Origin of the sequence: Streptomyces sp. NPDC088387 (genome assembly GCF_044753385.1) — a bacterium.
Classification (GTDB): Bacteria; Actinomycetota; Actinomycetes; order Streptomycetales; family Streptomycetaceae; genus Streptomyces.
Genome location: NZ_JBIVNC010000005.1, coordinates 157,155 through 180,920, shown reverse-complemented (window position 1 = coordinate 180,920; position 23,766 = coordinate 157,155). Strand labels below are relative to the sequence as shown.

Below are 23,766 nucleotides of genomic sequence, written 5' to 3'. Positions count from 1 at the left end.
TGGCACGTGCGGGTGCGTGGGGGTGTTCGCGCAGTTCCCCGCGCCCCTGATCGGGGTGGTGCCGGGCGGATGGCACGTGCGGGTGCGTGGGGCTGATTCGCGCAGTTCCCCGCGCCCCTTCCGGCATTCCACTCACCGGCACCACACGCCACCCCCCCCAGGGGCGCGGGGAACTGCGCAAAACCACCCACACACCCGCACACCCCCACTCACCGGCACCACACTCCACCCCCTAGGGGCGCGGGGAACTGCGCGAAAACCGCCCACGCACCCGCACACCCCCACTCACCGGCACCACACTCCACCCTTCAGGGGCGCGGCCTCACCGCCGCAAGGCGTCCGTGATCTCCGTGATTGCAGGTGGGCCCATTCGGCAGCAGCCCCCGATCAGCCGTGCCCCCGCATCCCGCCAGCCCCGCACGGCCCCGGCGTCGAACGCAGAGCCCCCCTCCCAGGCGCGCCCCCGCGCATCCCACCGCTCTCCGCTGTTGGGATAAGCAACCACCGGCTTCCCAACAACCCGCGCGGCCAGCGCCACCGCCTCGCCCACATCCCCCGGCACACAGCAGTTCACCCCCACCGCGATCACCTCCTCCACCCCGGCGGCCAGCCGAAACGCCTCCTCCAGCGGCTGCCCCGCCCGCGTACACCCCCCGTCGACCGTGTACGACAGCCACACCGGCACCCCCACCCCCCGAACCGCCCGCAGCAACGCCTCCGCCTCAAGGGCGTCCGGCACGGTCTCCAGCGCCAGCACATCCGCCCCCGCCCCGGCCAGCACCTCGATCCGCGGCCGGTGGAACCGCTCCAGCTCGGCCACGCTCAGCCCGTACCGCCCCCGGTACTCGGACCCGTCCGCGAGCATCGCGCCGTAGGGCCCGACGGACGCCGCCACCCACAGCGGCCGCCCCGCCCCCGCCCGCCGCCCCGCCTCACGGGCCAACTCCACACTCAGCGCCATCAGTTCGGCCGCCCGCCGCGGCCCGGTCCCGCGCCTCGCGAACCCCTCGAAGGTCGCCTGATAACTGGCCGTGATCACCACGTCCGCGCCCGCCTCGACATAGGCCTGGTGCGCGTCGACGATCGCCTCCGGCCGCTCGGCCAGCAGCCGGGCCGACCACAGTTCGTCACCGAGGTCATGACCTGCGGCTTCGAGCTGGTTGGAGAGGCCACCGTCGAGCACGAGCGGCCCCGCGGCGAGGGCCTCGGCGAGCGGGGGAGTGGTGGTGCCGGTCATGACTCGACGGTAGTCCGGGACGGGAGAATGCGTCGGGACGGGCGTTCGCGGGCACAGTGCGGGGAGGGATGAACGCCTGGGGCGTCCCGACCGGAACCGGGGCGCCCCAGGTCCGCCTTCGTTGGTACGCTGGACACTTTCCTGGGTATCAGAGACCCACTGGACGCATCACCGGCGAGGGACCGAGGAACCATGGACATGGAGATCCCCGGAGACAGGCGACTGGCCGCCTCCGTCGTGATGGACGGGCGCGGCCGTGTACTGCTGGTGCGGCGCAGCGAGAACGAACGCTTCCTGCCCCGCGTGTGGGGCGTCCCGTGCGGCAAGCTCGACGCGGGCGAGAGCCCGGTGGACGGCGCGCTGCGCGAACTCAAGGAGGAGACGGGCCTGCTGGGCGAGATCGTCCGCAAGGTCGGCGAGTCGTCCTTCCTCAGCGACTACCGCGGCCACGAGATCAAGAACTGGCAGGACAACTTCCTCGTCCGCCCGCTGACTTCGCAGATCACCCTCCCCAGCCCCGACCAGGCGTACGCCTGGCTGGCCCCGTCCGAGCTGACGGACGTCGACATCGACGCGTACAACCTCGACGTCGTACGTCAGGCACTCGCCGACGACTGAGCGAGTCCCCTCCTCGCCGCGCCGGGTCCCTCGCTACGACGTGAGCAGTTCCTTCAGCCCGTCGAGCGCCGCCAGATAGTCCGGGACCGCCATCGGCACCTTCGCCACCGTCCCCGGATGCGGCCCCGCCGCCGTGAACACGTCCGTGTGCGGGCGCCGTTCGCTCCCCGTCTCCAGGAACAGCGTCACCGTCGCCACGTCCGTGTCGCACCAGGCGCGGTGCAGGGTGTGCGCGGGCAGCGCGTAGGCGCTCCCCGCCGCGTACTGGCCGGTGTGGGTGAGCCGCAGACCGGCCCGGCCGGTCGGGGTCAGCAGCCAGTCCGCCGTACTCGCGGAGAGCGACTCCCGGTAGCGGGTGGCCGGAATCGTGCCGTCGCCGTGCGTCTCGTACAGCTCCATCGCGAGCCGGCCCCGCACGACGTACGAGGCGAGCGCGCAGCGGTGGTTGTGGATGTCGTCCTCGCCGATACCGCCCGCGCCCGGATGCCACAGATGCGCGCGCAGCATGTGCCGGGGACCGGCGTCGATCAGCAGCAGCTTGTCGAAGCCCAGCACATGACGGTACGACAGCCGGGCGCAGCCCTCCGGGTCGCCCTCGCCGGAGGCGAGTTCGGCGATCAGCTCCAACAGGCGCTCCCGCGAGCCGAGTTCGGCGACGACCGCGCGCGCGAGCGAGGTCAGCTCGTGCTCGGGCGGGTCGCCGTCGAGCGCCTCGGCCAGCAGTTGTCGCGCCGCCAGGACCTGCCGCCCGCCCATGCACCCGCCCTTCGCGGTCCGCCCGCGCGGACCCGCCCTCGTCACTCGGCCGAACCGGACCGATACATCCATACGGCATGTGCCCGCAGCGCCGAAAGCCCTTGGTAGGTCATCCACATGGGCTGTCTCAGGTCACTTCCGTCCTGCTCCGACCACGTCCACACCCCGTCCTCGGTCTGCCCGGCGCGCACCGCGGCGACCGCGCCCTCGACACGCTCCCGCCACTCGCTCTCCAGCCCGTCCTGGCGGGCGATCTCGCGGGCGCCGGAGGAGAGCAGCGCCCGCACGATCCAGGTGGCCGTGTAGTGGCGGACGTTGAGGACCTCGTGGCGGGTGGGGTCGTCGGTGCGGGGCCGGCGTACCTCCTCGCGGAGGTTGTCCAGGTCGGAGCAGGTGTCGTGGGGTGCGTCCGGGCAGGCGAGGAGCCAGCGGACGCCGTCCTCGCGGGCGGCCCGCGCGGCGGCGCCCTCACCGCCGAGCACCCGGGCCGTCCGGTCCAGGGCGACGACCGCCTGCGAGGTGTGCAGGGGAGACGGGCTGCGCACCGGAAGCGGGCCGAACGACGAGTCGAGCCGGTGGCTCCAGCAGCGCAGATGGGCCCGGCGCGGATCACTGATCGCGCCGTCGACCAGCGCCTCGCGCAGCCCCGGCAGCAGGGCGGAGTCGGGCGCGGCCCGCAGCAGCCCGCGCAGCACGGTCGTCACGACGTGGGTCGAGTCCCGTCCCGCGCGGTCGAGTTGCCGGGTGAACGCGGAGGCGCACAGGTCGACCTCCGCGGCCAGCCGCTCCCGGGAGGCGCCCGCGCGTGCCAGTACGCCCAGCACCAGCGCGGTGACTTCCGGGCGGGCCTCCGAACCCTGCGAGCGGGCCGACCAGCCGCCCCCGGGCAGCCGTAGCCGCCACAGGGTGTCCACCAGATCGCCGGTGTTCAACCGGCCGTCGGGCACGCCGAGTTCGAGCATGCTGTGCAGGCCGTACGCCGTGCCGACCGGTGTGGGCCGTGACGGGTCGCTCTCGTCGAGGGCGTGCGACCACCCGGTGAGCCGGCCGAGCGCCGGGTCGTCGACCACGTCGACCTGCGTGGCCAGGGTGTCGTAGGCGGCGGCGAACAGGCCTGGCAGCAGGCCGGGTTCGGCCGTGGGCGGGGCCGCGAGGGGTGCCGCGGTCCGTGCGGGTGCGGCGGCGCGCGCCCGCAGCAGGGCCGCCGCGAGCCAGGCGCAGGCGGCGGTGGCCAAGCCGCTGACCCCGGCGACGAGATAGCGCGCGGGCTCACCGTCGATCGAGTTGGGCAGCACCCCGAACAGGCCCTGGAACACCGCGTATCCGGCGGCGAGACAGCCCACGCTGCCGAGCCGGCCGACGAACCGGGCCGGTGGCGAGGTCATACCGGCGTCCGGCGGACCGGGGGTGGTGCGCAAGGGGCCGCGCCCCAACCGCTGTTGCGACAAGGCACGCTCCGTCCCACCAGGGGGTGACACCCACCAACCCACAAGATTCCAGTCTAAGTGGTGGGAGGGACGGCAGGGACAACGAGCGCGTCCGTCGCCCGTGCGGACACGTCAGCCGCGGGGCGGGTCCTGGCCCTCGCGCGGCCAGTGCGTCAGCGTCACGTGCAACGCTTCCACCACCCGCTCCCACGATCTGCGCACATCGCGCGGTGCGCCGAAGCCGCCGCCCGCCTCCAGGGCGCAGTAGCCGTGGAAGGTGGACCGCAGCAGCCGGACGGCGTCCGTCAGATCGGGCTCCTCCAGGCCGTAGGCGCGGAGCATGCCGTGGGTGATCTCGGCGGTGCGGCGCATGGCCGGGGTGCCGGCGATCAGGTCCTGGTCGATGCGGATCTGCGTGGACGCGTACCGGCCGGGGTGGCTGAGCGCGTACTCCCGGTAGGCGTCGGCGAAGGCGGCCAGCGCGTCCTTCCCGGCGCGTCCGGCGACCGCGTCCGCGATGCCGTCGATCAGCTCGCCGCCGGAGCGCAGGGCGAGGCGGGTGCGCAGATCCTGCAACCCCCGGACGTGCGCGTACAGGCTGGCGTCCTTGACGCCGAAGTGCCGGGCCAGGGCGGAGACGGTGACCTTCTCGAAGCCGACCTCGTCGGCGAGTTCGGCCGCGGCGGCCACGACCCGGTCGGTCGTCAGGCCCGCTCTGGGCATGGGGGCCACCGCCTTCCGCGTCGCCATCCGGGATGTCCGGGCAAATCCTAGGTCAGCGGGGTCCCGCGGCCGCGCGAGGCACGGGCGGCCCGGTCGCGCGAGGCACGGGCGGCTCGGCCGCGCGAAGCGCAAGCGGCTCGGCCGCGCGGCGCACAGGCTGCTCGGCCGCCCGGCGTCAAGACGACGATGAGACGTCTCGTGGTTTGGCGTCCACGGGCCGGGGGCAGAGAGCCGAGCGCCGTTCGGATTCGTCGCCAAGCAGCGCAAATCGCGTGGTCAGTTGGGTGTTCTGGGAACGTCTGAGCGAGCAGCCGTGTCCGGGTCGCCCGGCGCTCATCCGCCGGTCGCACAAAATTCATGTCCCCCCTCGATTCTCCTCACGCGGCGCAGCAGCACCGCTAGAGGCGGCCGGCGCGGCAGGCAGCGCCGGTAACAGGAGGCACATCATGGGGCACAGCCACGGACCCGGGCATCACCACCACAGTCACGACCACGACCACAGTCACGAGCACGAGCACGAGGACGCGGCACTGCCCGCCGCCTTCGACCTGTCCGTGCCGGACGCGGAGCTGAGCCCCGAGCAGGGGTCGCGCCGGACGCTGCTGCGCCGCGCCGGACTGCTCGGTGCCGGGCTCGCCGCGAGCAGCGTGCTGGCCCCGCAGACGGCCGCCGCACAGCCCGGCGCCACCGGGTCGCCCGCCGCCACCGGCGGCCGGAGAAACGGTTTCCTGTGGCTGGCCGGTGACCACCACATCCACACCCAGTACAGCAGCGACGGCAAGTACCGGGTCGTCGACCAGGTCCGCCAGGGCGCCAAGCACGGTATGGACTGGCTGGTCATCACCGACCACGGCAGCACCACCCACGCCAAGATCGGTGTCGAGAAGGTCAACCCCGACATCAAGGAAGCCCGCTCCGCCTACGAGGACACCCTGGTCTTCCAGGGCCTGGAGTGGAACATCCCGTCGGCCGAGCACGGCACCGTGTTCGTGCACCCGGGCTCCAACGAGGTCTCCGTCCTCAAGCAGTTCGAGAACGACTACGACGGCAGCGTCAAGGGCGCCTCCGGCAGCTCGCCCGCCAACGAGGCGCTCGCGGTCGCCGGCCTCGCCTTCCTCTCCGACCAGGTGAAGCGGCGCAAGGTCAAGGACGCGCTGATGCTCGCCAACCACCCGGCGCGCCGCGGTGTCGACTCCCCGCACGAGATCCGCGCCTGGCGCGACGCGTCCCCGGCGAGCCACCAGATCGCCGTCGGCTTCGAGGGCGCCCCCGGCCACCAGGCCGCCGGTCTGCCCGCCCCGCTGGGCCCCGGCCGTGCCCGCGGCATCTACGACAACAACCCCAGCGCCGACTCCTTCGGTGGCTATCCGCCGGAGAGCTACCGCACCTGGGGCGGCTTCGACTGGATGACCTCCACCGTCGGCGGCCTGTGGGACAGCCTGATCGCCGAGGGCAAGCCCTGGTGGATCACCGCCAACTCCGACTCGCACCAGATCTACGCCGACACCGCGGCGCGCGGCGGCGGCAACTTCGACGCCAACGGCCGCTACGACGACCCGGTCTACAACGGCAAGATCGACATCAGCCAGGGCGACTACTGGCCCGGCTACTACAGCCGTACCCACGTCGGCTCCGACGGCTTCTCCTACGCCGCCGTCATGGACGGCATCCGCGCCGGCCGGATCTGGGTCGACCACGGCCAGCTGATCAGCGGCCTCGACGTCCGGGTCTCCGGCGGCAGCCGCTGGGCCACCCTCGGCGGCGCCCTGCACGTCAGGAAGGGCACCCGCGTCACCCTCTCGGTCGAGGTGTCCCTCGCCGGCGGCCCCAACTGGGCCGGGTTCCTGCCGACGCTGGCCCGCGTCGACGTCATCCAGGGCGATGTCACGGGTCCGGTCAAGGACAAGGACACCTTCACGGCCCCGACCGCCAAGGTCGTCAAGTCGTACGAGGTCAACAAGGCCACCGGCACCGCCCGTGTCACCTACGAGCTCGGCCGCGTGGACCGCCCGGTCTACCTCCGGGTGCGCGGCACCGACGGCAACCGCAACGGCGTCGGCCCGAACGGCGCGGCCGTGGACCCGAACGGTCCCGTCCTCGACGTCGTCGGCGACGCCGACCCGTGGGCCGACCTGTGGTTCTACTCCAACCCGGTGTGGGTCCTGCCCTCGTGACCCCGTACGTCCTCACCGTCGACGCGGGCACGAAGGACCTGCGCGCGGCCGATCACCTGCTCCGCACGCTTGCATCCGAACTCGTCCTGCCCGAGGGCGTGTTCGGTTGCACCCACCTGGTGCGGGACGAACGGCCGCACGTGGCGCTCTCCTTCGCGCTGGAGTCGGAGCGGGCGCGGACGGCGGTCCGTGCAGGGCTCGTCGCCCAGGGGTACGAGGTGACGGACGGGGCACCCGACGAAGCCGGGCGTGCCGTCCTCTACCCCGGGGCGCCGGCCCTGACCGGCACCCTGACGGTCGCGGACGTGCTGTCCGGCTCCGCGATCGACACGGTGAAGGTCCTGGGGGCCCAGGGGGACCCGGCGCCGGACATGGCGCTGGTGACCCGCGACCATGTGCGCCCGCAGTGGCAGCACGGCCGGCTGGTGCTGGCCGTCATGCCCGCCGTGGGCGGCACCCTGGTCCCCTTCGAGAACCCGGATCCGACGCCCTGCTGTGCCGACCACTGACACCGCCGCGGCGCCCGCGCCGGACGTGACAGGGCCGCCCCGGACACCCACCGGGGCGGCCTCACCCACGGGGCCGCGACTCAGCCCGTCGGGGTGAACACGAACGAGAACTCGGCCGGTTCGGCGCGCAGACGGTACTGGGGCAGCGCCCCGGGGCCGCACGACTGGGAGCCGATGCCCATCTGCCCGTGGTCGAGGTTGACCCACACCGTGTCGCCGGGCACGAGATCGGTGAGGTGCTCCGCCGCGTCCAGCTGCTCGCTCGTCCAGCGCCGGGCCGTGAACCAGAACTCCGGATCACCCTCGACGCGCAGACCACCGAGCTGCGCCCAACGGACGTCCGGCCGCGCCCCGTTCTCCTGCGGGCGGACGTACGGCGTCTGGAGCGCGTCGACCGAGGCGTGCCAACGCCCCAGCTTCAACGCCGATCCGGTGTCCGGGTACCCCTCACCGGGGCCGCCGCCGAACCAGTCGACACGGTCGGCCGACGCGAGCCCGAAGCGGACACCGAGCCGGGGCAGGGGCATCCGCCAGTCGCCCTCCGGCACCACGCCCACCGCCAGCCGCAGCCGCTCCCCGTCGCTGGTCCACCGGTACTCCGTACGCAGGCCCAGTTCCCCGGCGGCCGGCGCCACCCGCGTCCGTACCGCCAGTGTGTCCCCGTCCTGCCGGACGGCGTCCAGCCGGTGCCGCATCCGGTGCAGCCCGGCCTTCCGCCACAGTGGCGCGTAGCGGGTGTCGGGCTGCCAGGTCGCGCCCTCGTCGTTGTCGGTCGGCGCCCGCCACACGTCCAGGCGCAGCTCCCGTACCTCGACACCCCCGACGCTCAGCAGCGCGCCGGTGTCCGTGTCGAAGGCGGCGGGCCCGAGCCGGAGCACCCCGTCGCCCTCCGTGGGGCGGGCACCCGGCACCACGGACGGCAACGACCTTCCGCCCGCGGGCAGTTGGGCCCACGCCACCTCGTGGCCCGCGCCGGCCCACGCCGTGTCCGCGGCCAGCAGCGCCCGTACCGTCCACCGCGCCTCGCCGGTGCGGCCGTCCGACGGCGGCCGGGGCAGCTTGAGTTCGGCCGACTCGCCCGGCGCGAGCGGCGGCACCGGCAGCGGGCCCTCCCCGACCGTCTCGCCGTCGACCTGGTACGACCAGGTGAACGTCAGCGCCGACAGGTCGGCGAAGTCCTGCTTGTTGGTGACGCGGACGCTGCCGCCCGTGCCGTCGCCCTCGATGCCGACCGGTTCGAGGACCTTCTTGTAGTCGACGAGCCCGGGGGAGGGGGTGCGGTCCGGGAACAGCAGTCCGTCGCAGACGAAGTTCCCGTCGTGCAGCTCCTCGCCGAAGTCGCCGCCGTACGCGAAGCCGTACCGCGCGTCCCGGACGCCGTGGTCGATCCACTCCCAGACGAAGCCGCCCTGGAGCCGGTCGTGCCGCTCGAACAGCCGCTGGTACTCGGCGAGTCCACCGGGGCCGTTGCCCATCGCGTGCGCGTACTCGCACAGGATCACCGGCAGCCGGCGCCGCCGCTGCGTACCGCCGTCCAGGCCGCGCCCGATGCGTTCGGTCTCCGCGTGGTCGGTGTACATCCGGGAGTACATGTCGGTGTCGCGGCAGCCGTGGTCGCCCTCGTAGTGCAGCAGCCGGGAGGGGTCGCGGTCGCGGATCCAGCGGGCCATCGCGGTGAGGCCGCGCCCGGTGCCGGCCTCGTTGCCGAGCGACCAGACGAGCACCGACGGATGGTTCTTGTCGCGCTCGACCATCCGGGCCGCCCGGTCGAGCAGGGCGGGCGTCCAGCGGTCGTCGTCGACCGGGTTGTCCCGCCAGCCCTGCGCGGTGAAGCCGTGGGTCTCCAGATCGCACTCGTCGATCACCCACAGCCCGTACTCGTCGCACAGGTCCAGGAACGCCGGGTGCGGCGGATAGTGCGAGGTGCGAACCGCGTTGACGTTGTGCCGCTTCATCAGCAGCACGTCCTCGCGCATGGTGGCGACGTCGAGGGCGCGGCCCCGCTCGGGGTGCCACTCGTGCCGGTTGACGCCCTTGAACAGCACCGGCCTGCCGTTGACCCTGATCAGCCCGTCCTCCAGCGCCACGGTCCGGAAACCGACGCGCACCGGCACCCGCTCGCCCGCCGTGGCCAGTACGGCGTCGTACAGGCGCGGGGTCTCCGCGGTCCACGGCTGCACGGGGACGGTCGCCGGTTCGCCGGTCGGGACGTCGAGGTCCAGCTCCGGGACGGTGACCCGGCCGGGCACGTCGGAGTCGATCCGCAGGGTGCCGGTGCCGGTGGAGTGGTCGTAGGAGGCGTGCACGAAGAAGTCGCGCACCGCGCCCTCCGGGCGGTGCAGCAGGGTCACGTCACGGAAGATGCCGGGCAGCCACCACTGGTCCTGGTCCTCCAGGTACGAGCCCGCCGACCACTGGTGGACCCGTACCGCGAGGACGTTGCCGGCCGGTCGGAGCAGCTCGCCCACCGCGAACTCGTGCGGCAGCCGGGACCCCTTGAACTCGCCGAGCAGCGTGCCGTTCAGCCAGACCCGGGCGCAGGACTCCACCCCGTCGAAGCGCAGCACCGCCGTGCCGCCGGCCGGCCAGTCGGACGGCAGGTCGAAGAGGCGGACGTGGTCGCCGGTCGGGTTCTCGGTCGGCACGCGCGGCGGATCGACCGGGAACGGATAGCGGTGGTTGGTGTAGATCGGCGCGCCGAACGCCCCGTCGCCCTGGAGCACCCAGTGGCCGGGCACCTCGATGCCGGCCCAGTCCGCGGTGGGGTGTCCGGGGGCGGCGAAGGACTCGTCGGCGCCGGCCGCGGTGGGTGTCAGCCGGAAGCGCCAGGTGCCGTTCAGGGAGAGGGCCGCGGTGTCCGGGGACGCGCAGCGGGCGCGGGGCGGCAGGGCCCCGCTGCCCGCCGAGACATCCTCGACGTAGGCGGGGGCGGTGGTCGTACGGAAGGACATCGGTCTCCTCGGTCGGCCTGGTGAGGGTCACTGCGGCGGCGAAGAAGCTCGTTCGTTGGAGGAGTTCACTCCAGTCGAGGGGGTTCATTCCAGGCGGCGGTCGCCAGGACCGCCGGTGTCACCGCAACGGCTCAGCGACCCGGTCCGGCGCTTCGGAGGGGAGGTCCCGCTACGTGGTCCGGTTCGGCGAAGGGACCGCCCGCCTACGCGGTGCGGCTCTTCAGCGGGACCGGTCGGCGGGGCGTGCGCTGTCCGACCGACTCCAGCGCGCCCTCCAGCGCGAAGGTCGCGGCGCCCAGACTGACCGGGTCGGTGGGGATCGGGGACAGGACGATCGCGGTCGCGGCCAGCGGCCGGCGCAGGGCGCGCTCGGCGACGGCCCCGCGCACCTCGGCGAGCAGCGGTTCGCCGAGCGCGGCCGCGACCCAACTGCTGAGCACGATCACCTCGGGGTTGAGGAGGTTGACCAGATCGGCGATCGCCGCGCCGAGACAGCGGGCGGTCCTGCGGACGACCTCGACGGCGACCGGATCGCCGGCGGCGACCGCGCGGCCCAGCGCGCCGATCGTCGCGGTCTGGTCGCCGGGCCGCAGCAGCGGACTGTCCGGGCTCGTCTCGCGCAGGTGCTGCATGATGCCCGGCGCCCCGACATACGCCTCCACACAGCCCCGGTTGCCGCATATGCACGGCCGCCCGTCCAGCACCAGCGTGGTGTGGCCCCACTCGCCGGCGCTGTTGCTCACCCCCCGGTGCAGCCCGCCGCCGAGCACCAGCCCGGCGCCCACCCCGGTGCCGAGGGTCACCACCACCGCGTCACCGCGGCCACGGGCGGCCCCGAACCACAGCTCGGCGACCGCGCCGGCCCGCAGCGGGTTGTCCAGGTACAGCGGATACGGGACGCGCTCGGCGAGCAGCTCGCGCAGCGGTACGTCGTGCCAGTCCCAGTTCGACGCGTACTCGGTGGTCCCCGCGTCCCGGTCCAGCTGCCCCGGCATGCTCACCCCGACACCCAGCACCCGCTCGTCCCCTGCCCCTGCCCCGTCCCCGTCACCGGCCCGCGCGACCACCGCGCCCACGGCGTCGGCGACCCGGGCGACGACGTGCTCCGGCCGGTTCTCGCCGGGCCGCAGCTCCTCGTCGGCCCGCGCCAGCACGTTCAACCCCAGGTCGAACAGCTCGACATGGACGTAGGTCTCCGCGATGTCGACACCGATCAGCGCCCCGCCCGCCGCGTTGACCGCCACCAGTCCGCGCGGCCGGCCGCCCGCCGACTCCTCGAACCCGACCTCGGTGATCATCCGCAGGTCGAGCAGCTCACCGACGAGGGTGGCGACGGTGGCCAGGCTCAGCCCGGTGGTCGCCGCCAACTCCTGCCGGGAGGTGGGGGATTCGGCGATGATCTGCCGCAGCACCTCGTAGCGGTTGGCGGTGCGGATGTCACGTGACGTGCCGCGCTTCATCAGTGGAGCCCCCCGGTCGCTGTCCGTGTGCGCACCGCTGCGCTTCGGCACCGGCGCGCGTCAGGTTAGGGGTACGACGGTTTTTCGACAAGGGTTGGGAAAGGGGATGGAGGAAGCGGGGCGGGGCCCGGTCGCCCCGTACGTGCGGGACTCAGTCGCCCAGTACGTCCCGCACGAAGGCGTTGGTGAACTTCCCCGCGGGGTCCAGCTCCTGTGCCAGCGCACGGAAGTCACCGAGCCGCGGATACCGCTCCCGCAGTGCCGCCGCCGGCGTCTCGAACACCTTCCCCCAGTGCGGCCGCGCCGCGAAGGGGTCCAGCGCCGCCTCGACCCGCCGTACCACCGGCAGCACGGCCGCCGTGTCCGGCACCCAGGTGAAGTGCACCGCCACCGTGTCCCGGCCGTGGCACGGGCTCAGCCACTGCGTGTCACCGGCCACCGTACGCACCTCGCAGGTCAGTGTGACCGGCGCCAGCTCGTCCCGCAGCGCGTCCAGTGCACGCAGCGCATCACCGGCGTACGGCCGTGCCAGCAGGTACTCCGACTGGAGCTCCGCACCGCTGCTCGGGGTGAACTCGGCCCGGAAGTGCGGCAGTCGCTCGTGCCAGGGGCCCGGCACACCAAGCTGTGCGGTGCAGTTGACCGCGGGCATCCCCGGCACCGGGTGCAGCGCCCCGGTGGCGGGCGCGGCCCACGGGAAGTCCGGCATCGGCTCGTCCGTGCGCCGCTTGACCCACACCTGCCGGAAGCCGGGCGCCCGCCAGTCGGTGAACAGACTCACGCTGTACGCGGCCGTCATCACCGCCTCGAAGTCCAGCCCCGGCAACGGCAGTTCGGTGAACAGATGCTGTTCGACCTCGAAGGCGGGCACCAGGCCGAGGGTGAGCGCGGTGACGACTCCGAGGGCGCCGAGCGAGGTGACCGCGCCGCCGAACCGCTCGTCGTCCCGGCCGATCAGCACCGCCGTACCGTCGCCCGTGACCAGCTCCACCTCGCGGACCGCGTCGGACAGCGGCCCGTTGCGCGCCCCGGAGCCGTGGGTGCCGGTCGCCACCGAGCCGGCCACCGAGATGTGCGGCAGCGAGGCCATGTTGGGCAGCGCGAGCCCGTGCGCGTGCACCACGCGCGCGAGTTCGGCGTACCGGACGCCGCCGGAGACCCGTACCGTACGGGCCCGGGTGTCGACGTCGATCACCGGCGGCAGCGTGTCGAGGGAGACCAGCACACCCTCGGGGCCCGGCTCGGCGACCGTGTTGAAGGAGTGGCCGCTGCCCAGCACCCGCAGCCGCGCGCTGTCCGCGACGAGGGAGCGCAGGGCGTCCAGGCTGTGCGGTCGCCGCACCTCCTTCGCGGTGTACGTGATGTTCCCGGCCCAGTTGGTCACGGTCCCGGTCATGTGGCGGCCCCTCCCCGGCGGATGTGTCGGCTCAGCAAACCACTGGTCCGGACGGGACGGCAGCCCGGCCCCGTCTCCAGGTCAGCGCGGTGTGAGCCCGCTCACCACGAGGTCCACCAGGCGGCGCAGCCGGCGGTGCAGCACATCCGGGCCGCCCTCCGAGCGGCCGATGCCGACCGTCGAGGCGAGCAGGACGGCGGCCGTCTCCATCGGCTCGGGCGTGTCGGCGAGCAGCTGCGCGAGGACGTAGACCAGCCTGTCGTCGGCGGGGCTCAGGCCCATCGAGGCCGCCTGCGCGAGCAGTTCCTGCGGGAACGGAGTGCCGGTGATCGCGGCCGCGTCCAGCTTGACCAGCAGCACCCCGTACACCCGGTCGGCGAGCGGTCCCCCGGTGTCCCGGGCACGCTCCGCCGCCTCGACGATCCGGCCGTTGACCTGCGCGGAGACGGCCGCGAAGACATCGTGCTTGTTGTGGAAGTACTGGTAGAGCGCGGGGCGGGAGACACCGGCCGCCCGGGCGATCAGATCCATCGAGGTCCGGTCGAAACCATGGCGTCCGAAGACCTCGACGGCCGCCCGCGCGATGTCGTCCCGCTTGGTCATGCTGACGACTCTGACGAAATCCGTCAGGAGCGTCAAGAGCCGGCCGGGCCCGGCTGCCCGACCCCGGCGTCACACCGGACCCGCCCGGGGGCATACCGTGAGGAGTCGAACAACACCGCAGGGAGGAGACACGGGATGGGCAGCCGCACCGCGCTCGTCGAGGATCTGATGGAGCGCTTCCCGCACGTACCGAGGGAGGCCGTCTTCAAAGAGGACCTGCTCCGCGGCGGTGTCGCCTTCGACGCGTCCGCGCTCAGCGACAACGAGGGCGGCGAGGTCAAGCCGAAGTCGTACTTCATCTTCTCCTTCGACCACGGCACCCTCCCCGAGCTGGGCGAGGCCGCGCTGCGCCGGCCGCCGGAGGAGATCATCCTCACCGGCGGCCCCTACGACCTGCGCCGGACCGTCGTCTCCGTGCGGGTGAACCCGGCGTCGCCCTACCGCGTCGCCGCCGACGACTCGGGTGTGCTCGGGCTCTACCTCGACGGCAAGCGGATCTCCGACGTCGGTGTGCCGCCCATGCCCGAGTACTACAAGCACACCCTCTCCAACGGGAAGTCCGTGATGGAGGTGGCCCCGACCATCCAGTGGGGCTACCTGATCTACCTCACCGTCTTCCGCGTCTGCCAGTACTTCGGCGCCAAGGAGGAGTGCCAGTACTGCGACATCAACCACAACTGGCGCCAGCACAAGGCCGCCGGGCGGCCGTACACGGGTGTCAAGGACGTCGACGAGGTCCTGGAGGCCCTGGAGATCATCGACCGGTACGACACGGCGAAGACCTCCACCGCCTACACCCTCACCGGCGGCGCCATCACCTCCAAGCTCCAGGGCCGTGACGAGGCCGACTTCTACGGCATGTACGCCAAGGCCATCGAGGAGCACTTCCCGGGCCGCTGGATCGGCAAGGTCGTCGCCCAGGCGCTGCCCAAGGACGACGTCCAGCGCTTCAAGGACTACGGCGTGCAGATCTACCACCCCAACTACGAGGTGTGGGACGAGTACCTGTTCAAGATGTACTGCCCCGGCAAGGAGCGGTACGTCGGCCGCGACGAGTGGCACAAGCGGATCCTCGACTCCGCGGAGATCTTCGGACCCCGCAACGTGATCCCCAACTTCGTGGCCGGTGTGGAGATGGCCGAGCCCTTCGGGTTCAAGACCGTCGACGAGGCCATCGCCTCCACCACCGAGGGCCTGCGCTTCTTCATGTCGCAGGGCATCACACCCCGCTTCACCACGTGGTGCCCCGAGCCGACGACCCCGCTCGGCAAGGCCAACCCGCACGGTGCGCCGCTGGAGTACCACATCCGGCTCCTCCAGGCCTACCGGCAGACCATGGAGGACTTCGGCCTCTCCTCGCCCCCCGGCTACGGCCCGCCCGGCCCCGGCCGCGCGGTCTTCTCCGTCAGCTCCTTCATGGACAGCCTGTCCGCCGAGGAACCCGTCGAGGTGTAGCACCCGGCCGAAGAAGACGGTGTAATCCGTCCGCGTGTCCGGACATAGGAAGGTGTCACAACGGAACGCGGACGGAAGGGGGCAGGTGTGCCGCACGACGGAACACCTGGAGCAGCACCGGACGGGGAGGCCGGACTGCGCGCACTGTTCGACGCGCACTACGGCCGGATACTGGGCTTCGCCCGGCGCCGGGCCGACGACGCGGAGAGCGCGCAGGACGTGGCGGCCGAGACCTTCCTCGTCGCCTGGCGCCGGATCGACAAGGTGCCCACCGAACCCGGCGAGGAACTGCCGTGGCTCTACGCCGTGGCCCGCAACATCCTCGCCAACGAACAGCGCGGCAGGCGCCGCGGCGGCCGGCTGACGGCCCGCCTCGGCCGTACGGCCTCCGCCGCGCCCGAGGCACCGGACCACGCCGGCGGAGTCGTCGAGGCGCTGCACGTGCGCCAGGCCCTCGCCGCGCTCTCCGAGAACGACCAGGAGACCCTGCGCCTCGTCGGCTGGGACGGCCTGGACCCGGCCGCCGCCGCCCGCGTCGTGGGCTGCTCGCCACGTACCTTCGCGGTACGGCTGCACCGCGCCGGCGACGCCTCGAACACGAACTCGCCCGCCGCGAGGAGCCCGGCGCCGACCGTGCCCCGGCAGCATCGGCAGACCCCACCGACGGACAGCGGGAACCCCTGGCGCGACTGAAGGAGGAGCGGGCATGAGGACGCGCACGAACACCGCCGACGACGAGGCAGCGGTCCGCGCACTGCTCGGCCCGGCCGACCCGGCGGACAACGACACGGCACCCGACCCGACGGTCCTGGCCGGCATCCTGGCCACCGAAGCCCCCGATCCGGTACGGCGTTACCGGCGGCGGTGGGTGATCGGCGCCGCCGCGGTCGGAGTGCTCGGCGCCGGCGGACTCGCCGCCCAGGCGACCGGGATCATCCCGGACGACGTGGGCTGGGGGCTCGACCGGGCCGGCCACGGGCCGGGCGCCGAGGGCATGGAGGCGATCACCGACAAGGCGAGGAAGCTCTTCTCCGGCCGGGCCCCCGACGGCACGGGTCTGGAGATGTGGACCGCGCCCAACCCGTCCGGCGGCACCTGCGACTACCTGCGCGCCCTGGACCGGGACGGCAGGCCGGACCAGCAGCTGGGCGGCTGGTCCTCGTGCGGCCGGGGCAGCGGGTGGGGGATCCGGCCCAGCCCGTGGGGTGTCGTCGACACCCAGGCGCTGACCGGCTGGACGACGCTGTACGGCCGGGCGCCCGCGGGCGCGGTGACCGTGCGCTACGTGTGGGACGACGGGCGGACCGAGCAGGGGATCCATGTCGGCCGGGACCGCTACTTCCTGCACTTCCTGCGCTGGGACTCGCGCACCGACGTCGAGTGGACCGTGCAGTACAGCACCGAGTTCCTCGCGGCCGACGGCAAGGTCCTCGCGGCCAGGCACTCCAACCGCTAGGGCGTGTTTCGCCCCGGCCGGGTCCCGCTGCCTCCGGAGCGTCAATCGGATGCCTCGCTTGTCAGTTGTGGCGAAAACGTGAAAGGCTCGCCACCTCCCCCGAGGTTTCCCCACAACTCCCGTATCAGTACGCAGAGTTGACCTCGCTCCGGATGCAGGAGACCCATGCCCGACCTGCCGATCCCCCAGGACACCACCGAGGCCGCGGAGTTCGACGAGAGCTGGGACACCGTCCTCTCCTACGCCGACCTGTGCACGGCCGGTTCCGACGCCGCCATGGAACTGGCCACGGAGGCGTTCGCGTACGGCATACGCGAGATCCGCACCGGCAGCACCGGCCGCGGTGTCGGCCGCCGCTGGACCCGGCTGCCCCGGATACCCCTGCTGCTCACCGCCGTTCGCGACACCGCGGCCGACTGGGAGACCCGGGGCCAGGGCCACCGGCTCGACCCCGACCTGCGGCTCTGGCTCAACTCCGGGAACGCCGCCCGCTACAGCGGCCCGCCCCAGCAGCGCCCCCTCGCCCTGCGCAGCCTGGAGGACATGCACCAGCCCGACGCGGCGCTGCTGTGGCTGGCCGAGGTCGAGGCCGTGCCACTGCCCGTACTGGCCGGGCGGCTCGGCCTCGACCCGGCCGGCATCGCCGAGGAACTCGTCGAGGTACGCGGCCTGTTCCGCGACCGCTGTCTGCGCAACCACCTCGACCGGCCCATGGACACCCGCTGCCGCAGCTACGCCCGGCTGCTCGAAGCGGTCACCCGCACCCCCGTGGCCGACACCCCCGACGACCTCTCCCGCCATCTCGCCCGCTGTGTAGGCTGCGCGGAGGCCGCCGCCTGTCTGCGGCTGCACGGCGGCGGACTGCCCGCCGCGCTCGCCGGCGGTGTCCTCGGCTGGGGCGGACTCGCCTACCTCGAACGCCGCCGCCGCGCCGCCGAGGTCCGCGGCGCCGTCGGCGGCCCCGGAGCGTCCGGCACGGCCCGAAGGACGGACCCGCGCCGCACCCGTGCCCTGCGCGGCGGCCTCCTCGCCGGGGCCGTGGCCGTCTCGGTCGTCGCGCTGGCCGTCTCCCTCCTCCCGCTCGGCGGCGGCGACGGCGACACGACCGACCGCGCGGACGGCGACGGCCGGGTGCCGATCGCCGACTCCGACACCACCGAGGCCCTCGAACCCGCCGAGCCCTCCGAGGCGCCCCGCCCCGCGACGGCCTCGACCGGCGTCTCCCCGCGCCCCACCGCCACCCCCTCCGGCTCCACCGGGCCGTCCCGCGAACCCGACGCCGGCACCGACCCGGAACCGCAGCCCCAGGGCACCTCCACCACCACCGCCGCGGGCAACCCCCCGCCGCGCGAGACCACCCGGCCGGACACCACCTGCCAGGTCTCCTACGACGTCGTCAGCGAGTGGCCCAGCGGCTTCCAGGCCGTCGTCAAGGTCACCACCGAAGAGGCCCTCGACGACTGGAGCCTCGGCTGGCGCTTCCGCGACGGTCAGCGGGTCTCCCAGATGTGGGACGCCCGCGTCGAGCAGAACGGCTCCCGGGTCACCGCCCGCGCCTACGACTACAACCGGTCCGTCGGCGCCGGCGCCTCCCTCACCTTCGGCTTCCTCGGCTCCTGGGACGGCGAGAACTCCCCGGCGCACGACTTCACCCTGAACGGCGACGACTGCCGTACGTCCTGACGCGCGCCGCGCCGACACGCGCCGCGCGCGAGCCCGGACCCGCAGGTGGAAAACCCGTTGACGGGTGACGGCGGGGCCGGGCTAGAGTTGCCACGTTCCCCGGCGGCCCCACACGGCCGCCGCCGAAGCAACGCGTGTGAGACGAGGAGGTGTTGACCGATGGCTGTCCTTGCGATGGGCGCTGCCCGCATCCGGCATTCCATCAAGTCCACCTCCGCGGTCACCGGCTGACCTCACACACGCACGCCGGGACCGCATGTCGAAGGGTCCCCCCTTGACTTCTCCGTCTGCCTCCGCAGATCTCACCACCCTCGTCTCCTACGGCTGGGACGAGACCTGGGCCGCCGAGTTCGCCCCCTACGACGCCGAAGGCCTGCTGCCCGGACGTGTGGTCCGGGTCGACCGCGGCCAGTGCGACGTTGCCACCGCCGGCGGGACGCTCCGCGCCGACACCGCGTTCGTCACACCGCACGACCCGATGCGGGTGGTGTGCACCGGCGACTGGGTCGCCGTCGAACCCGGCGGCAACCCGCGCTACGTACGGACCTATCTGCCACGCCGTACCGCCTTTGTGCGCTCCACCTCCTCAAAGCGGTCCGAGGGGCAGATCCTCGCCGCCAACGTCGACCACGCGATCGTCGCGGTCTCGCTCGCCGTCGAGCTCGACCTCGGCCGGATCGAACGGTTCCTCGCCCTCGCCTGGGAGTCGGGGGCCCAGCCCGTGGTCGTCCTCACCAAGGCCGACCTGGTACCGGACGCGGCGACGCTCGCGCATCTCGTCCAGGACGTCGAGACCACCGCGCCGGGCGCCACCGTGCTCGCCGTCAGCTCCCTCGACGGCGACGGGCTCGACGTCCTCGCGGCCGTCGTCGGCGGCGGTACGTCCGTGCTGCTCGGACAGTCCGGCGCGGGCAAGTCGACGCTGGCCAACGCCCTCCTCGGCGACGAGGTCATGGTCGTCCAGGCGACCCGTGACGTCGACGGCAAGGGACGGCACACCACCACCACCCGCAATCTGCTGCTCATGCCCGGGGGCGGTGTACTGATCGACACTCCCGGACTGCGCGGCGTCGGGCTCTGGGACGCCGAGACCGGGGTCGGACAGGTGTTCGCCGAGATCGAGGAGCTCGGGCAGAGGTGCCGGTTCCACGACTGCGCCCATGAGGCGGAGCCGGGGTGCGCGGTGCTGCTCGCCATCGACTCCGGGGAGCTGTCCGTACGGCGGCTGGAGAGCTACCGCAAGCTCATGCGGGAGAACCAGCGGATCATCGCGAAGACCGACGCGCGGGTACGGGCGGAGATCCGGCGGGACTGGAAGCGGAAGGGAGCGGAGGGGCGGGCTGCCGGCGAGGCCAAGAGGGGTCGGTTCCGGTAGTCACCGGCGTCTGTGTGAGGGTCTCCGGGGGCTGCCGCCCCCGGAGACCCGCTTCGGCCTGAACGGCCTCGTCATCGAACGCCGGACGGGCCGAGTCGGCCATCGTGACGTCCGATTTCCGCTAGCTCGGGGCGTGTCCGTCGCGGAGACTGGTACGCATGATGGACGAAGACAGCAGGTACGAGGCCGTGCGGAGTCGGGATGCCCGGTTCGACGGGGTGTTCTTCTTCGCCGTCGAGACCACCGGGATCTACTGCCGGCCCAGCTGCCCGGCCGTCACGCCGAAGCGGCGCAACGTGCGGTTCTTCCCGACCGCCGCCGCCGCGCAGGGCTCGGGGTTCCGGGCCTGCCGGCGGTGCCGGCCGGACGCGGTGCCCGGGTCGGCCGACTGGGACGTCCGCGCCGACGTGGTCGGACGGGCCGTCCGGCTGATCCGGGACGGCGTCGTCGACCGCGAGGGCGTCGCCGGACTGGCCGGCCGGCTCGGCTACAGCGCCCGGCAGGTGCAGCGCCAGCTCACCGCCGAGCTGGGCGCCGGCCCGGTCGCCCTGGCCCGCGCCCAGCGGGCGCACACCGCGCGCGTACTGCTCCAGACGACCGGGCTGCCGGTCACGGAGATCGCGTTCGCGTCCGGCTTCGCCAGCGTCCGGCAGTTCAACGACACGATCCGCGAGGTGTACGCGCTCACCCCGAGCGCACTGCGCGCCACCGCCCCCGAGACCGGCCGCGCGTCCCGCCGGACCGGCGCCCCCACCGCCGGGATCCCGCTCCGGCTCGCCCACCGGGGCCCCTACCACGCCGCCTCCGTCTTCGACCTGCTCGAACACGAGGCCGTGCCCGGCGTCGAGACGGTCAGCGGCACTCCGGGCACCCGCACCTACCGCCGCACCCTGCGCCTCCCGTACGGCGTCGGCATCGTCGCCGTGGGGGAGCGGACCGGCAGCTCCGGCTCGGCCACCAACCCGGGCGGCTGGCTGGAGGCGCAGCTGCACCTCACCGACCAGCGCGACCTCACCACGGCCGTCCAACGGCTGCGAAGGCTGTTCGACCTGGACGCCGACCCGTACGCCGTCGACGAACGGCTCGGCGCCGACCCCCGGCTCGCCCCGCTGGTCACCGCCCGGCCAGGACTGCGCTCACCCGGCGCCGCCGACCCCGCCGAACTGGCGGTACGGGCCCTGGTGGGACCGTCGGGCGCGGCGGAACTGGTCCGGCGGTACGGCAAGGCGCTCGACGCGCCCCAGGGCACCCTCACCCACCTCTTCCCCGAACCGGCCGTCCTCGCCGGCGCCGAACCCGGCTCCACCCTGGGCGCGCTCACCGCCGCCCTCGCCGACGGCGACATCCGCCTCGACCCCGGCGCCGAGCGGGACGACGCCCAGGCGGCGCTGCTCGCGCTGCCCGGCCTCGGCGCCACCACCGTCGCCGTGATCCGCACCCGCGCCCTCGGCGACCCGGACGTGGCGCCGCCCGGCGTGGACGTCCCCGACAGCTGGCGCCCCTGGCGCTCATATGCCGTACAACACCTGCGTATCGCAGGGGAGTTGGAGCAGTCATGACCACCCCGGTCCACTACACCCGTATCGACAGCCCGCTCGGCGAGCTGCTGCTGACCGCCGACCCGGACGGCACCCTGCGGTCCCTGTCCGTGCCCGACCAGAAGCGTGGCGTCGCCGTGCTCGACGGCTGGCGGTCCGACCCGGACCTCTTCCGCGACGCCGAGGAACAGCTCGCCGCGTACTTCGCGGGGGAGCTGAAGGAGTTCCGGCTGCGGCTGCGGGCCCCCGGCACCCCGTTCCGCGAGCAGGTGTGGTCGGTGCTCGACACCGTGCCCTACGGGGCGACCACCACGTACGGCGAGATCGCCACCCGGATCGGGGCCCCGCGCGCCGCCATCCGGGCGGTCGGTGGAGCCCTGGGCGCCAACCCGCTGCTCGTCCTGCGCCCCTGCCACCGGGTGATCGGCGCCGACGGCACCCTCACCGGCTACGCGGGCGGCCTGGACCGCAAACTGCGCCTCCTGGAACTGGAGGGCTCCCTCCCGGGCCCGGCCAGGGCATGATCCGCCGGACAGGCCCTAGCCCCAGATCACCGCGCCCAGCCACGCCCCGGCGATCAGCAGGCAGGTGAACAGCTCCGTCAGCACACTGGAGCCGCCCGCGCGCATCGCCGTACGCAGCGCCGCCTTCGCCTCGCCGTGCCGGCCGAGGCGAAGGCGTTCGGAGAGGTAGATGCCGCCCATGAAGCCGGGGATCGCCCCCAGCACGGGCACCAGGAAGAAGCCCAGGAACGCGCCCACCCCGGCGTACACCGCCATGCGGGGCGTCGCACCGGACTCCTCCAGCCGCCTCGGCGGCAGGGTCCAGCGCACCACCTGGGCCAGGAACAGCACCACCGTGGCCCCCACCAGCACACCCCAGGCGACCGGTTCGGTGTCCTTCAGCGCCCACCACATGACCGCGGCCCACACCAGCCACGACCCCGGCACGCCGGGCATCAGCACCCCGCACAGCCCAAGCAGCAGCACCACCCCGACCAGCAGGAGATCCCACACTCCCATCTGCCCAGGGTGCCGGAGAGATCCCGCCCCCGCAGATCAGGAGGGGTTCGGTCATACGGGGAGGCACCCCGAGGACGGCACGACCGTGCCGAGAAGGGGACGGCACGACCGTGCCGAGAAGGGGCGCCGGGAACTGCGCGACCAGCCACAACGCACCCGCAGCCACCCGCTACCGAGCAACCCACCCCCTCTCGTACACCTGCCACCCCAACTGCAACCGCGTAGAAACCCCCGTCAGCTCCATCAACCGCTTCACCCGCCGCTGCACCGTCCGCAACCCCAGCTCCAACTGCTTGGCCACACTCGCATCGGTAAGCCCCGCAAGCAGCAGCGAAAGAATCTCCAGATCCGTGGAGTCGGGCCCCTCGGCCCCCGCCTCACTCACCCCCGCCACCCCGAGCCGCAGCGGCAGCGCCTCACGCCACACCGACTCGAACAACCCCGACAACAGCTCCAGCAGCCCACTCGCGTGCACCACCAGCGCCGCCGGCTCCGCCGTGTGCGACACGAGCGGCACCAGCGCCAGCGACCCGTCCGCCACCACCAGCTTCGTCGGCACCTTGTCGACCACCCGCACCTGCTCGTCCCGCCCCAGCGCGGCCGTCAGCTCGGTGATCCCGTCGGGCAGGTCCAGGACCGCCCGCTCGACCACCACCCGGTAGCGCACCCCGCGCCCGGCCGCCTGCTCCTCGGCGTCGTTCTCCATCCCGGTCACGGCGACCGGATTCCCGGTCACCAGCGCGCATACCTCGGTCGTCGCGCCGAGCTGGAGCTGGAGAAACCGCTGGGCGACGGCCGCCGCGCCGATCACCACCTCGACCAGGTCGTGCACGGCCGGCTCGGCGGCCGCCGCCCGGTACTCCTCGGACAGCAGCGCCGCCGCCAGCTCGGCCTGCTCCAGCTCGTGGCGCCGCTGGGTGAGCAGCGCGCCGAGCGCGACACCGGGCGGGGCGGCGACCCAGCGGCCGGACCGGGACGAGGACTGCGCCGCGAGGCCGTGCGCCTCAAGGAGGCGCAACGCCCGCTCGGTGTCCCGCTCGCCCCGCGCCAGCCGCCGCGCGAGGTCGGGCACGTCGGCCGCGCCGACCGCCACCAGCGCCCGGTACGCCGACTCGTGCGTCTCGTCCAGCCCCACCGCCGTCAGCATCAGGCGTTGCCCCTCCACACAGATCGACGCGCGCCGCGCGCGTGGCGGGAAACGGCCACGGCGCAAACCCGCCTCGGAACATCATCGCCGCTTCACAGGTGACTCTGCCAAGGTGAGGCCACGGCGACGTCGGTCACCGCTCCCGGACGGTGACCCGGCCCCGGAAACGCGCCACTGCGCGGTCAGGGTTCCGGGCCCGGGTCACTCAGGTGTCGTCGGGCGGTTCTCCCGTGGGG

General features: G+C 73.3%; 20 protein-coding genes. 10 read left to right on the top strand and 10 right to left on the bottom strand.

Going from position 1 to position 23,766, the window contains the following annotated elements; translation table 11 throughout:
• Window positions 1-322: 322 nt before the first annotated feature.
• Window positions 323-1,237, bottom strand: a complete 915-nt coding sequence (gene mmuM, locus ACIQAC_RS15550) for a homocysteine S-methyltransferase (RefSeq protein WP_402191082.1) — start codon at window positions 1,235-1,237, stop codon at window positions 323-325.
• 192 nt (window positions 1,238-1,429) lie between these two features.
• Here mmuM and ACIQAC_RS15545 point away from each other — a divergent pair, with 192 nt between their 5' ends.
• On the top strand, window positions 1,430-1,855 hold the full coding sequence (locus ACIQAC_RS15545) for an NUDIX hydrolase (RefSeq protein WP_402191080.1): 426 nt from the start codon (window positions 1,430-1,432) through the stop codon (window positions 1,853-1,855).
• Window positions 1,856-1,888: 33 nt separating this feature from the next.
• Here the strand turns inward: ACIQAC_RS15545 and ACIQAC_RS15540 are convergent, their stop codons facing one another.
• From ACIQAC_RS15540 to ACIQAC_RS15530, 3 genes are all read right to left on the bottom strand, one after another.
• Complete coding sequence (locus ACIQAC_RS15540) at window positions 1,889-2,611, bottom strand: hypothetical protein (protein ID WP_402191078.1); 723 nt, start codon at window positions 2,609-2,611, stop codon at window positions 1,889-1,891.
• 41 nt (window positions 2,612-2,652) lie between these two features.
• Complete coding sequence (locus tag ACIQAC_RS15535; protein WP_402191076.1) at window positions 2,653-3,996, bottom strand: hypothetical protein; 1,344 nt, start codon at window positions 3,994-3,996, stop codon at window positions 2,653-2,655.
• Between the two features lie 174 nt (window positions 3,997-4,170).
• Window positions 4,171-4,761 carry a TetR/AcrR family transcriptional regulator gene (locus ACIQAC_RS15530; protein WP_402191073.1) on the bottom strand — a complete coding sequence of 197 codons (591 nt, stop codon included), beginning with the start codon at window positions 4,759-4,761 and terminating at the stop codon, window positions 4,171-4,173.
• A gap of 446 nt (window positions 4,762-5,207) precedes the next feature.
• Here ACIQAC_RS15530 and ACIQAC_RS15525 point away from each other — a divergent pair, with 446 nt between their 5' ends.
• Window positions 5,208-6,935, top strand: coding sequence for a PHP domain-containing protein (locus ACIQAC_RS15525; RefSeq protein ID WP_402191071.1), 1,728 nt, complete (start codon window positions 5,208-5,210; stop codon window positions 6,933-6,935).
• Window positions 6,932-7,444, top strand: a complete 513-nt coding sequence (locus ACIQAC_RS15520; protein ID WP_402191070.1) for a hypothetical protein — start codon at window positions 6,932-6,934, stop codon at window positions 7,442-7,444. Before ACIQAC_RS15525 ends, ACIQAC_RS15520 begins: the two co-directional genes overlap by 4 nt.
• Before the next feature lie 80 nt (window positions 7,445-7,524).
• Here the strand turns inward: ACIQAC_RS15520 and ACIQAC_RS15515 are convergent, their stop codons facing one another.
• From ACIQAC_RS15515 to ACIQAC_RS15500, 4 genes are all read right to left on the bottom strand, one after another.
• A complete protein-coding gene (locus ACIQAC_RS15515) occupies window positions 7,525-10,395 on the bottom strand; it encodes a glycoside hydrolase family 2 TIM barrel-domain containing protein (protein WP_402191068.1) in 2,871 nt (956 codons plus the stop codon).
• A 203-nt stretch (window positions 10,396-10,598) separates the two neighbouring features.
• Window positions 10,599-11,855 carry an ROK family protein gene (locus ACIQAC_RS15510; protein WP_402191065.1) on the bottom strand — a complete coding sequence of 419 codons (1,257 nt, stop codon included), beginning with the start codon at window positions 11,853-11,855 and terminating at the stop codon, window positions 10,599-10,601.
• A gap of 151 nt (window positions 11,856-12,006) precedes the next feature.
• The gene (locus tag ACIQAC_RS15505; protein WP_402191063.1) at window positions 12,007-13,251 is read right to left on the bottom strand and encodes an FAD-binding protein; all 1,245 of its coding nucleotides are present in this window, start codon (window positions 13,249-13,251) and stop codon (window positions 12,007-12,009) included.
• Between the two features lie 81 nt (window positions 13,252-13,332).
• Window positions 13,333-13,854, bottom strand: coding sequence for a TetR/AcrR family transcriptional regulator (locus ACIQAC_RS15500; RefSeq protein WP_402191060.1), 522 nt, complete (start codon window positions 13,852-13,854; stop codon window positions 13,333-13,335).
• 135 nt (window positions 13,855-13,989) lie between these two features.
• Between ACIQAC_RS15500 and ACIQAC_RS15495 the strand changes: the two genes are divergently transcribed.
• The 7 genes from ACIQAC_RS15495 to ACIQAC_RS15465 all read left to right on the top strand — a co-directional run bounded on the left by ACIQAC_RS15495 (window position 13,990) and on the right by ACIQAC_RS15465 (window position 21,885).
• Window positions 13,990-15,309 (top strand): radical SAM protein, encoded by a 1,320-nt coding sequence (locus ACIQAC_RS15495; protein WP_402191058.1) that lies wholly within the window; start codon window positions 13,990-13,992, stop codon window positions 15,307-15,309.
• Window positions 15,310-15,396: 87 nt separating this feature from the next.
• Window positions 15,397-16,002 carry an RNA polymerase sigma factor gene (locus ACIQAC_RS15490; RefSeq protein WP_402191055.1) on the top strand — a complete coding sequence of 202 codons (606 nt, stop codon included), beginning with the start codon at window positions 15,397-15,399 and terminating at the stop codon, window positions 16,000-16,002.
• A 13-nt stretch (window positions 16,003-16,015) separates the two neighbouring features.
• Window positions 16,016-16,765: a hypothetical protein gene (locus ACIQAC_RS15485; protein ID WP_402191053.1), complete on the top strand. Its 750-nt coding sequence runs from the start codon at window positions 16,016-16,018 to the stop codon at window positions 16,763-16,765.
• Window positions 16,766-16,930: 165 nt separating this feature from the next.
• Entirely contained in the window at window positions 16,931-18,448 is a 1,518-nt protein-coding gene (locus ACIQAC_RS15480) for a cellulose binding domain-containing protein (RefSeq protein WP_402191051.1), read from the top strand.
• A gap of 256 nt (window positions 18,449-18,704) precedes the next feature.
• Entirely contained in the window at window positions 18,705-19,823 is a 1,119-nt protein-coding gene (gene rsgA / locus ACIQAC_RS15475; protein ID WP_402191048.1) for a ribosome small subunit-dependent GTPase A, read from the top strand.
• Between the two features lie 161 nt (window positions 19,824-19,984).
• Window positions 19,985-21,382, top strand: coding sequence for a bifunctional transcriptional activator/DNA repair enzyme AdaA (locus ACIQAC_RS15470; RefSeq protein WP_402191751.1), 1,398 nt, complete (start codon window positions 19,985-19,987; stop codon window positions 21,380-21,382).
• A complete protein-coding gene (locus ACIQAC_RS15465; protein WP_402191046.1) occupies window positions 21,379-21,885 on the top strand; it encodes a methylated-DNA--[protein]-cysteine S-methyltransferase in 507 nt (168 codons plus the stop codon). The genes ACIQAC_RS15470 and ACIQAC_RS15465 overlap by 4 nt, the downstream gene beginning before the upstream one ends.
• Window positions 21,886-21,900: 15 nt before the next feature.
• On the opposite strand, the gene ACIQAC_RS15460 is transcribed toward ACIQAC_RS15465, so the two are convergent.
• Together ACIQAC_RS15460 and ACIQAC_RS15455 are read right to left on the bottom strand one after the other, a co-directional pair.
• Window positions 21,901-22,383: a DUF456 domain-containing protein gene (locus ACIQAC_RS15460; protein WP_402191044.1), complete on the bottom strand. Its 483-nt coding sequence runs from the start codon at window positions 22,381-22,383 to the stop codon at window positions 21,901-21,903.
• 169 nt (window positions 22,384-22,552) lie between these two features.
• A complete protein-coding gene (locus tag ACIQAC_RS15455; RefSeq protein ID WP_402191042.1) occupies window positions 22,553-23,530 on the bottom strand; it encodes a helix-turn-helix transcriptional regulator in 978 nt (325 codons plus the stop codon).
• Window positions 23,531-23,766: the final 236 nt, after the last annotated feature.